This is a genomic window from Microbacterium sp. (assembly GCF_047605725.1).
In the GTDB taxonomy this organism is placed as follows: Bacteria; Actinomycetota; Actinomycetes; order Actinomycetales; family Microbacteriaceae; genus Microbacterium.
Map to the genome: position 1 here is coordinate 1 of NZ_JASGFE010000068.1, position 11,348 is coordinate 11,348.

8 protein-coding genes are annotated in these 11,348 nt (G+C 71.1%); 6 read left to right on the forward strand and 2 right to left on the reverse strand.

What is annotated here, in order from left to right; all coding sequences use genetic code 11:
• Positions 1-109: 109 nt before the first annotated feature.
• Positions 110-1,120, reverse strand: coding sequence for an isopenicillin N synthase family dioxygenase (locus QM641_RS11990; protein ID WP_415116775.1), 1,011 nt, complete (start codon positions 1,118-1,120; stop codon positions 110-112).
• Positions 1,121-1,419: 299 nt separating this feature from the next.
• Between QM641_RS11990 and efeU the strand changes: the two genes are divergently transcribed.
• From efeU to sthA, 4 genes are all read left to right on the forward strand, one after another.
• A complete protein-coding gene (efeU, locus tag QM641_RS11995; RefSeq protein ID WP_415116779.1) occupies positions 1,420-2,415 on the forward strand; it encodes an iron uptake transporter permease EfeU in 996 nt (331 codons plus the stop codon).
• Positions 2,412-3,647, forward strand: coding sequence for an iron uptake system protein EfeO (efeO, locus tag QM641_RS12000; protein ID WP_415116781.1), 1,236 nt, complete (start codon positions 2,412-2,414; stop codon positions 3,645-3,647). Before efeU ends, efeO begins: the two co-directional genes overlap by 4 nt.
• Positions 3,644-4,999 (forward strand): iron uptake transporter deferrochelatase/peroxidase subunit, encoded by a 1,356-nt coding sequence (gene efeB, locus QM641_RS12005; RefSeq protein ID WP_415116783.1) that lies wholly within the window; start codon positions 3,644-3,646, stop codon positions 4,997-4,999. Before efeO ends, efeB begins: the two co-directional genes overlap by 4 nt.
• Before the next feature lie 173 nt (positions 5,000-5,172).
• Complete coding sequence (gene sthA / locus QM641_RS12010; RefSeq protein WP_415116785.1) at positions 5,173-6,573, forward strand: Si-specific NAD(P)(+) transhydrogenase; 1,401 nt, start codon at positions 5,173-5,175, stop codon at positions 6,571-6,573.
• Positions 6,574-6,604: 31 nt separating this feature from the next.
• Here sthA and QM641_RS12015 read toward each other — a convergent pair whose 3' ends face one another.
• Positions 6,605-7,741 (reverse strand): acyltransferase family protein, encoded by a 1,137-nt coding sequence (locus tag QM641_RS12015; protein WP_415116787.1) that lies wholly within the window; start codon positions 7,739-7,741, stop codon positions 6,605-6,607.
• Between the two features lie 177 nt (positions 7,742-7,918).
• Between QM641_RS12015 and QM641_RS12020 the strand changes: the two genes are divergently transcribed.
• The gene (locus QM641_RS12020) at positions 7,919-9,097 is read left to right on the forward strand and encodes an LLM class flavin-dependent oxidoreductase (RefSeq protein ID WP_415116791.1); all 1,179 of its coding nucleotides are present in this window, start codon (positions 7,919-7,921) and stop codon (positions 9,095-9,097) included.
• A gap of 408 nt (positions 9,098-9,505) precedes the next feature.
• On the forward strand, positions 9,506-11,348 hold a 1,843-nt coding region (locus tag QM641_RS12025), incomplete at its 3' end, for a polyribonucleotide nucleotidyltransferase (RefSeq protein WP_415116789.1).

An 11,348-nucleotide genomic window follows, 5' to 3' on the forward strand; every position in this document is an offset into this window, starting at 1 on the left:
ATCCGTGCACCGAGACTGCACGCTGGGCATGCAGTCTCGGTGCACCAGTGGAGTCTCGCGGATCCGGAGGGCGCGGGGGCGGACGGCGCGGGGCCGCGGGGGCGGGCGATCAGGCGCGGGATGCCACGAGATCACCGTGCCAGATCGCGGCCACGTCGGGGTGCGCGCGCAGGCGCGACTTCAGCGCGTTCTCGCCGTGCAGGCCGTAGATCGGGTTCGCCGGGTCCTGCGCGACGCCGCGCGCCTGGGCCGCGAGCTCGGCCGGCAGATCGATCACCGGGAGCTGCGCCTCCAGCGCCGGGTTGAAGAAGAACGGCACCGAGATGCGGTCGTCCGGCAGTCGCGGCGACACCACGCGGTGGTTGGTCGCGGTCAGGTAGCCGCCGGTCGCGTGCTCCAGCAGCTCCCCGATGTTCACGACGAACGCGCCCGGGACGGAGGGTGCGTCGACCCACTCGCCGTCGCGCTCGACCTGCAGGCCGCCCTTGCCGGGCTCGACCCACAGCAGCGTCAGCACGCCGGAGTCCTTGTGCGCGCCGACCCCCTGGGCCGGCGTCGGGTCGTCCTTGCCGGGGTAGCGCACGATCTTCAGAAGCGTCTGCGGGTCGCCGAAGTGCTCGTCGAAGTACGACTCCGGGGCTCCGAGCGCCAGCGCCCACGCCCGCAGCAGCTTGCGGGACACACCGGCGAGGTGGTCCTGCCACTCCTCGGCGACCTCGCGCAGCTCCGGCAGGGCATCCGGCCACAGGTTCGGGCCGATCAGCACGGCGTAGTCGGGCGCGGCGGGGTCGATGACGGCATCCCGCTCCGGACCGATGTCGATCTGCTCGCGCCAGTCGACCCTGCCCTGGGTGCGTTCGCCGCCGACGCGCGTGTAGCCGCGGAAGTGCGGGCTCTTGACGTTCTCGATCGCGAGCTTGTCCGCCTCGGGCAGCTCGAAGAACGCCCGTGCGGTGCGGTGCAGTCGCGCCTCCAGCTCGGGCGGCACCCCCGTGCCGGTGAGGTAGAAGAACCCGACGTCGTGGGTCGCGTGGCGGAGCTGCTCGCGGAAGCGGGCTGCGGCCTCGGGGCCCTGGTCCAGCAGCGAGAGGTCGAGGACGGGGAGATTCGGCTCTGACATGGACCCGACAGTAACCACGGCGCACCGCCCGAGCCGCGACTGTTGCCGTTCGTTACCGTGGAGGCAAGCGCACCGTCCTCGGACCGCGGCCCGCGGCATCCGACCCGCCGACCCGCCGACCCGCCGACCCGCCGACCCGCCGACCCGCGCGGGGCGCGCGGCTTTGACCGCGCGCGCGGCGCGGGAGTAAGGTATCGCTAAGTGAGGTCCGCCTAACCTGAGTTCTCCTCGGGCCTGCGACGCGGCAGGGACGTCTCCTCCGCCGCACCCGCCCGCAGACATCAGCAAGAACAGACACCGTGTTCCTCTCCTCCTTCCTCATCGGCCTGCGCGAGGGCCTCGAAGCCGCACTCGTGGTCGGCATCCTCGTCGCCTACCTCTCTCGGCTGGGCCGGCGCGATGTGCTGCCGCGCCTGTGGGCGGGGGTGTCGCTCGCCGTGGTGCTCGCCCTCACGATCGGGGCGGTGCTGACCTTCGGGTCCTACATGCTGACCTTCCAGGCCACCGAGATCATCGGCGGCACGATGTCGTTGTTGGCGGTGGCGCTCGTGACCTGGATGATCTTCTGGATGCAGCGCGCCGCGCGCACGCTCAAGCGCACCCTGGAGGGCGAGGTCGACCGCGCGCTCGCGGCCGGGTCGCTGGGCCCACGCGTCCGAGGCTCCGCGCAGCGCGCAGCGATGCGTGGAGTGACGTGGGGAGGGGGCATCGTGGTGATCGGCTTCGTCTCGGTGGCCCGCGAGGGCATCGAGACGACCCTGATCCTGTGGGCGATGGTGCAGGACTTCGCCGGCGCGCCGATCGCGCTGCTAGGCACGGTCGCGGGCCTGGCCGTCGCGGTCGTGCTCGGCTGGGCGATCGCGCGCGGCATGGTGCGGGTGGATCTCCGCCGGTTCTTCACCTGGACCGGGGGCCTGCTCATCATCGTCGCCGCCGGCGTGCTCGCCTACGGCATCCACGACCTGCAGGAGGCCGCCGTGCTGCCCGGCCCGTTCTCGTCGGCGGCGCCGGTTGACCCGGTCACCGGCGCGGTCGCGGTGGGCGCCGCCGGCTTCCCGTTCGGCTGGGCCTTCGACGTCAGCACGACCGTGCCGCCCGGCGGCGTCGTCGCGACGCTCCTGCAGGCGACCGTCGGCTTCATGCCGCAGATGTCCTGGCTGCAGGTGATCGTGTGGGTCGCCTACCTCGCGCTCATCGGCACGATCTTCTTCCGCCGTGCCGGAGCCGCCCGGCGACCGGCCCCAGCCCCCTCGCCGTCCGCGCTCGCGGCGGCCGAACCACAAGGAGAACGATGACCCCCTCACGACGTGCCCTCGGCGCGGTGACCGCGACCGCCGTCACCGCCCTCGCCCTGGCCGGCTGTGTCGCGAAGACCGATGTCGCTGCCGCCGACGCCCTCACCGTCGACTCCGGCGACGACACCTGCGAGGTGTCGGCCGCGACGGCCACCAGCGGCACGCTGGCCTTCGACGTGACCAACAGCAGCAGTCAGATCACCGAGTTCTACCTGCTCGCCTCCGACGGCCTGCGGATCGTCGGCGAGGTCGAGAACATCGCCCCGGGCGCTTCGCGCACCCTGACGGTGGTGGCCCAGCCCGGCGACTACTTCACGCTGTGCAAGCCCGGCATGATCGGCGAGGGCGTGGGCCGTGCCGCGTTCAGCGTGACCGGTGACGCCGTCGCCGTCGACGGACCGGATGCCGAGCAGAAGCAGCAGGCCGTGGACCTCTACGCGGCCTTCGTGAAGGACCAGGTCGGCCAGCTCCTCCCGGCCGTGCAGACCTTCGCCGCCGCCTACGAGGCCGGCCAGGACGACGAGGCGCGCACGCAGTTCCCGCAGGTGCGCGCGTTCTACGAGCGCATCGAGCCGGTGGCCGAGTCGCTCGGCGATCTCGATCCGCGCATCGACTACCGCGAGGTCGACGCCGTCGCCGAGGGGTTGGACTGGACCGGCTTCCACCGTATCGAGAAGGACCTGTGGGTGCCCGCGCAGGACGCCCTGAACGCCGACGACGTCACCCCCGCGTGGCAGGACTGGGCGCCCTCGACGACCGAGCAGCGCGCGGCCTTCGGCGCACAGCTGGTCGCCGACGTGCAGGAGCTGTACGACTACGTGCACTCCGAGGACTTCCAGACCGCGCTGGACGAGCAGGGCATCGGCGGCATCTCCAACGGTGCCATCGGCCTCCTCGACGAGGTCGCCACCGGCAAGATCACCGGTGAGGAGGACTGGTGGTCGGGCACCGACCTGTGGGACTTCGCCGCGAACGTCGAGGGCTCGAAGATGGCCTTCTCGCTCGTGCAGGACTTCGCCTCGTCGAAGGGCGACGACCAGAAGGAGCTCGTCGCCGAGATCGAGGCCGGCTACGCCGACCTCGAGCAGGCGCTGGCCGAGTTCGGCTCGCTCGACGACGGGTTCGTCAACTACCGTGAGCTGACGGATGCCGACAAGCGCGAGCTCACGGATCTGATCAACGCCCTGGCCGAGCCGCTGTCGCAGCTGACGTCCACGATCCTGGAGCAATGACCGAACCCGACGCCCACGACGCCCGCGCGGCGGTCGACGGGGATGCCCTCCCCTCGGCCGCCGACGCGGGCGTCGCCGCGTCGGCGCACGCGGGGCTGAGCCGACGTGCGCTCCTGGGCCTTGCCGCGGGCGTCGGCGCGGCCGGGGTCGCCCTGGGCGCCGGGGCGGGGGCCGCGGCGGGCGTGGCGGTCGGACGGACCCGCGAGCGGGAGTCGGCGGCATCCGTCCACGACTTCTTCGGGGCGCATCAGGCCGGGATCACCACGCCTGTACAGGACCATCTGCACTTCGCGTCGTTCGACATGATGGAGCGCACCGAGCGGGACGACCTGGTGGAGCTGCTGCAGGACTGGTCGTACGCCGCCGCGCGCATGACCCAGGGGCTCGAGGTGAGCGCGTCCGGCGCCGTGGGCGGGTCGCTCCAGGCGCCGCCGGACGACACCGGTGAGGCGCTGGGGCTCGCCGCAAGCGGACTGACCGTGACGTTCGGGTTCGGCCCGACGCTGTTCCAGACCGCCGACGGCGTCGACCGGTACGGGCTCGCGGCGCAGCGCCCGCCGCTGCTGGAGGCGCTGCCGGCGTTCCTGGGCGACGATCTCGACCCCGAGCACACCGGCGGCGACCTGTGCATCCAGGCGTGCGCCGACGATCCGCAGGTCGCCGTCCACGCCATCCGCAACCTCAGCCGCATCGCCTTCGGCCGCGCCCGGCTGCGCTGGTCGCAGCTGGGCTTCGGCCGCACCTCGCGCACGACGGCGGGGCAGGCGACGCCGCGGAACCTCTTCGGGTTCAAGGACGGCACCGCGAACATCCTCGCCGACGACGCCGAGGCGCTCCAGGCGCACGTATGGGTCGCGCAGGGCGACGAGCCGCACTGGCTGGCGGGCGGCTCGTACCTCGTGGCGCGCAAGATCGCGATGCTGATCGAGACGTGGGATCGCGTGCGCCTGACCGAGCAGCAGACCATCATCGGTCGCGACAAGGGCGCGGGGGCGCCGCTGTCGGGCGGCGACGAGTTCACGACGCCCGACTTCACCGGCGCGGATGCCGCGGGCGCGCCGCTCATCGATGCCCGCAGCCACGTACGTCTGGCCCATCCCGACTTCCACGACGGCAACCGGATCCTCCGCCGCGGGTACAACTACGTCGACGGGAACAATGCGCTCGGGCGCCTCGACGCCGGCCTGTTCTTCCTGTCCTATCAGCGCTCGCCGGAGCAGTTCACGTCCCTGCAGCGGGCGCTGGCGACCGACCTCATGAACGAGTACATCCGCCACGTCGGCTCGGGCATCTGGGCCGTCCCGCCCGGCGCGGAATCCGGCTCCTTCGTCGGCGCGACTCTGTTCGCCTGACCCACCCCCACCCGGCGAGGGTGCCCCTTCCTCCCGCGAGGGTGCCCGTTCCCCCCGGCGAGGGTGCTCCTTCCCCCCGCGAGGGTGCCCGTTATCCCGGCGACACGTGACGCGGCGCCCCCGCACCGATAGCGTGGGCGAGGAACTTTTCTTCGCAGGCGACAGGAGTGGCGATGCAGCGATATGACCTCGTGGTCGTGGGAAGCGGTCCGGCGGGACGGCGCGCGGCGATCCAGGCGGCCAAGCTCGGCAAGTCGGCGCTGGTGATCGATCGGGGCAGGCAGCTGGGCGGAGTGTCGGTGCACACCGGCACGATCCCGTCCAAGACCCTCCGTGAGACGGTGCTGAACCTGTCCGGTTGGCGCGAGCGCGGCTTCTACGGGCGCGGCTACCGCGTGAAGGAGGAGATCGGCATCGACGACCTCGTGAGCCGGCTGCACAAGACGCTCGACCACGAGGTCGAGGTGCTGTCCCACCAGTTCATGCGCAACAACGTGCGGCACACCCGCGCGACGGCGAAGTTCGTCGCGCCCGACGTCGTCTCGCTCACGACCGACCGCGGCGAGCGCAGCGAGGTCGGCTTCGACAACGCCCTGATCGCGGTCGGCACCCGCCCGCACCGCCCGAACAACGTGCCCTTCGACGGCGAGCACGTGTTCGACAGCGACGAGATCCTCGAGCTCGGCCGGCTGCCTCGCACCCTCACCGTGATCGGCGGCGGCGTGATCGGTGTCGAGTACGCGACGATCTTCTCCGCCCTCGACGTGCCGGTGACTCTCATCGAGCCGCGACGGACTATCCTCGACTTCGTCGACCGGGAGGTCGTGGACGACTTCCTGCACCAGATGCGCGACCGCGGCATGCAGGTGCGGCTCGGCTCGGCGGTCTCCGATATCTCGATCGTCGACGGGCGCACCGAGGTCACCACCGACGACGGCCGCACGGTGCGCAGCGAGATGGTGCTGTACGCGGCGGGCCGCGCCGGCAACGTGGGCGGACTCGGGCTGGAGGCCATCGGCATCGAGGCCGACTCCAGGGGTCGCGTGAAGGTCGACCCCGACACGTTCGAGACCTCGGTGCCGCACATCTACGCGGCCGGCGACGTGATCGGCTTTCCGAGCCTGGCGTCGACGTCGATGGAGCAGGGGAGGGTCGCCGCGTGCCACGCATTCGGCGTGCCGCTGCCGCCGGCGCCGGCCAGCTTCCCGTACGGCATCTACGCGGTGCCGGAGATCTCGACGGTGGGCCTGTCCGAGGAGCAGGCGCGCACGGCCGGCGCGCCCTACGAGGTGGGCATCGCGCGATTCCGAGAGACCTCGCGCGGACACATCATGGGTGTGGATGCCGGGTTCCTCAAGCTCGTCTTCGACCGGCAGACCCGCCGGCTCCTGGGCGCCCACATCATCGGCGAGGGTGCGACCGAGCTGATCCACATCGGTCAGGCCGTGATCAACCTGGGCGGCACCGTGGACTTCTTCGTCAACAACACCTTCAACTACCCGACCCTGGCCGAGGCCTACAAGATCGCCGGTCTCGACGCCTGGAACCGGATGGGAGTGCCCGAGGACTCGTGACCGGTGCGGCGGCGGGGAGGTCGGCCGCCGCTCACGCCCCGGCGCCGGCGGGGCGCTGCGACCCGGTCGGGTCCTGCCGGCGTCCTTCCTTGCCGGCGAGGGTCGGGTCGGCGAACAGCCACCCCGGCCGCGGCTCGACCAGTGGCCGGAAGACCTTGCGGACCGGGTCGGAGCCCAGTGCCAGGGCGACCGGGAGCGAGCCGACCACGATGATCGGCAGCCACAGCCAGTCGGGGGTGAGCCCGGCGATCACGCCGTACTCGCGCAGCGGGTACAGCACGAAGGTGTGCAGCAGGTAGATGTACATCGTGTAGGTGCCGAAGCGGGTCCACCAGTAGGTGCCGAGCGGGATGAGCGCGAGGAAGGCGGCGGTCAGCACGAGCGCGATCGCCATGAGCAGCAGCCGCACGCCGCCGGCCCACCACTCCGTGCCGCCGAGGGCGGTGTACGGGTCGCGGTAGAACATCCAGCTGCCGACGTGGAGCGAGCGCCACGTGTCCGTCATCGTCCACGCGAGCACTCCGGCGACCACGAACACCGCGACGGCGCCGGCGATCACCGGCCACGAGCGGGGGCGCAGCAGCTGGAAGCGGTCGACGATGTCGTGCTCGCGCAGCCACCAGCCGAGCGTGAAGAAGGGCAGGAGCCCGAGCGCTCGGGCCAGCGAGAAGGTCGAGTCGAGGTTCGGCAGATACCCCACCGCGATCGAGATCGCCACCGTCCACAGCAGCGGCCACCGCAGCAGCGCCAGGTAGGGCAGCACGAGGCGGAAGATCGCGAGGGCCAGCAGGAACCACAGGGTCCAGGAGGGCGTGGTCAGGTTCGGGTCGCCGCGGCCGGTGAGGGCCCACTCGATCAGCCACCACAGCGTGTCGAAGATGATGTACGGCACGACGATGTCGGTGATCACGCGCGCCATCTGTTTCGCGTTCGGGGCGCCGGACTTGGAGAAGTAGCCGGAGATGATCGCGAAGGCGGGCATGTGGAACGCGTAGACCAGCAGATAGACGCCGTAGGCGGCGTCGGAGTCCGCGGTCATGCGTTGGACGGCGTGCCCGATGACGACCAGCACGATGCAGGCGAAGCGTGCGTTGTCCCAGAAGGGCGTGCGCGCGCGCGCCGGCGGGGCGGCGGGGACGGTCGGACCGGCTGAGGTGCTTCGTTGCATGTCGCTCATAGCCCGGCCAGACTATCGGTCGGGCCGCCGCGACGGCAGCCCGCGCGCGGAGGCGCGGAATATCCGCGCGGTGCGCGCGTTGCAGGTACTGTATTCAATCGCATATAGATGGATGCCGCGGCATCCGGATTCGGAAAGCGCGACGTGACAGAGACCACCTGGCCGGGCATGCAGTTCGGCATCTTCTCGGTCAGCGACATCACGCAGGACCCGGTGACCGGCCGCACGCCCTCGGAGGCGGAGCGGATCGCCGCCACCCTCACGATCGCCCGGCACGCCGAGGAGGTCGGGCTCGACGTGTTCGCCCTCGGCGAGCATCACAACCCGCCGTTCTGGTCGTCCTCGCCCACGACCACTCTCGCCTACCTCGCGGGGCGGACCGAGCGGCTGATCCTGTCGACCGCGACGACCCTCATCACCACGAACGACCCGGTGAAGCTCGCCGAGGACTACGCGATGCTCCAGCATGTCTCCGGCGGCCGGGTCGACCTCATGCTCGGCCGCGGCAACACCGGCCCGGTGTACCCCTGGTTCGGCAAGGACATCCGCCAGGGGCTGCCGCTCGCGGTGGAGAACTACGCGCTGCTGCGCCGGCTGTGGCGCGAGGACGTCGTGGACTGGGAGGGGAGCTTCCGCACCCCGCTGCAGGGCTTCACCTCGACGCCGCGGCCGCTCGACGGGGTGCCGCCGTTCGTGTGGCACGGCTCGATCCGCACGCCGGAGATCGCCGAGCAGGCCGCCTTCTACGGGGACGGGTTCTTCGCGAACAACATCTTCTGGCCGGCCGACCACTTCCAGCGGCTCATCGCGCTGTACCGAGAGCGCTTCGCGCACTACGGGCACGGCGCGCCCGAGCAGGCGATCGTGGGTCTGGGCGGCCAGGTGTTCATGCGAGCGCGCTCGCAGGACGCCGTGCGCGCGTTCCGTCCGTACTTCGACAACGCGCCCGTCTACGGGCACGGACCGTCGCTGGAGGACTTCAGCGCGCTGACGCCGCTGACCGTGGGCTCGCCGCAGCAGGTCATCGATCGCTACGCCTCGATGCGCGACACCTTCGGCGACTACCAGCGCCAGTTGTTCCTGATCGACCACGCGGGCCTGCCGCTGAAAACCGTGCTCGAGCAGCTCGACCTCCTCGGCGGCGAGGTCGTGCCGGCGCTGCGCCGTGAGCTCGCCGCGGACCGGCCGGCCGGCGTGCCCGACGCCCCGACCCACGCGGGCCTGGTCGCCGCGACGTACGGCGACCGCCCGGGCCGTCAGGCGGTGCCCGGCGCGAACCGCGGTGACAACCTGACGGCCGGCTCGCCCTACCAGGACGCCCCGGAGGTCGACGGCGCCGGTCGATGACCGGCCCGCACGAACTTCGGAGAGTCGCGCGAACTTCGGAGGATCTACCCGAAATCCTCCGAACTTCACGCGAAAGTCCGCAGTTCGTGAGCGGGATGCCGCGGGCCGGCGCCCGGTGCGGCGACGCTGCCCGCGGGCGCGGCGATGCGCGCGCGACTGGTAGACTCGCGAGGGTTGCCGTCCGGCATCCACCCGTGAGCATGCGCTCACACGGAGCAGGTCCGGCAGGAAGCTGGTCCCCTGTGGTGGGTTCCCCGTCGTCTTTCGCCGGGTGATCCTCTACTGGTGGCCAGCGCAGGCGGAACCGCGGCCCCTTTGCCGCGCGCCCATAACTGACCGATGCTGCTCCTTCGTACGAGCTCGTGCGCGAGACGCGCGTGCGAGCCTAAACAAAGAAGGAGAGACCTCTTGGAAGGTCCTGAAATCACCGCCGCCGAAGCCGTCCTCGACAACGGCCGCTTCGGCACCCGCACCATCCGGTTCGAGACCGGCCGGCTCGCCCAGCAGGCGCAGGGCGCCGTGGCCGCGTACCTCGACGAGGAGACCATGCTCCTGTCGGCCACCAGTGCCGGCAAGCACCCCCGCGAAGGGTTCGACTTCTTCCCGCTGACCGTCGACGTCGAGGAGCGCTCGTACGCCGCGGGCAAGATCCCCGGCTCGTTCTTCCGCCGCGAGGGCCGTCCCTCGACCGAGGCGATCCTGGTGTGCCGCCTCATCGACCGGCCGCTGCGCCCGTCGTTCGTGGCCGGTCTGCGCAACGAGGTCCAGATCGTCGTCACGGTGCTCTCGATCGCGCCGGGCGAGTTCTACGACGCGCTCGCGATCAACGCCGCGTCGCTGTCGACCCAGATCTCCGGCCTGCCGTTCTCCGGCCCGATCGCCGGTGTCCGCCTCGCGCTCATGCCCGGCCACGGCGAGCACGCCGACCAGTGGATCGCCTTCCCGACCGCGGCCCAGCTCGAGGAGGCCGTCTTCGACCTGATCGTCGCCGGCCGGGTCGTGGCGGATGCCGCGACCTCCGACGACGTCGCGATCATGATGGTCGAGGCCGAGGCCACCGAGGGCAGCTGGAACCTCATCAAGGGCGGGGCCGTCAAGCCCAGCGAGCAGGTCGTCGCCGAGGGCCTGGAGGCGGCCAAGCCCTTCATCCGCCGGCTCGTCGCGGCGCAGAACGTCGTCGCGGGCACCGCCGCGAAAGAGATCCAGGAGTACCCGGTCTTCCCGCCGTACGGCGACCAGACCTACGACTTCGTGGCCTCGCGCGCCTACGACCGCCTCGTGCCGATCTACCAGATCGCCGACAAGCAGGAGCGCCAGAACGCCGACGACGCGCTGAAGGACGAGGTCAAGGCCGAGCTGGTCGCCGCCGTCGAGGCGGGGGAGCTCCCCGCCGTCGCGACCCTCGAGTTCTCCGCCGCCTACAAGTCGGTGACGAAGAAGATCGTGCGCGGCCGCATCCTCACCGACGGCGTGCGCATCGACGGACGCGGACTTGCCGACATCCGTCCGCTGGATGCCGAGGTCCAGGTCATCCCGCGCGTGCACGGCTCCGCGATCTTCCAGCGCGGCGAGACCCAGATCCTCGGTGTCACGACGCTGAACATGCTCAAGATGGAGCAGCAGATCGACTCCCTGTCGCCGGTGACGACCAAGCGCTACCTGCACCACTACAATTTCCCGCCCTACTCGACCGGTGAGACCGGCCGCGTCGGGTCGCCGAAGCGTCGCGAGATCGGGCACGGCTTCCTCGCCGAGCGCGCGCTCGTGCCGGTGCTGCCCAGCCGCGAGGAGTTCCCCTACGCGATCCGTCAGGTCTCCGAGGCGCTCAGCTCCAACGGCTCGACCTCGATGGGCTCGGTGTGCGCGTCGACCCTGTCACTGCTGAACGCCGGTGTGCCGCTGCGCGCGCCGGTGGCCGGCATCGCGATGGGGCTCGTGTCCGACGAGGTCGACGGTGAGACCCGCTACGCGGCCCTCACCGACATCCTCGGCGCCGAGGACGCTCTGGGCGACATGGACTTCAAGGTCGCCGGCACCAGCGAGTTCGTCACCGCGATCCAGCTGGACACGAAGCTCGACGGCATCCCCTCCTCGGTGCTCAGCGCCGCACTGCAGCAGGCCCGTGAGGCGCGCCTGACGATCCTCGGGGTGCTCAACGCCGCGATCGACGGTCCGGACGAGATGGCGGCCACCGCTCCGCGCGTGATCAGCGTGCAGATCCCGGTCGACAAGATCGGCGAGCTGATCGGCC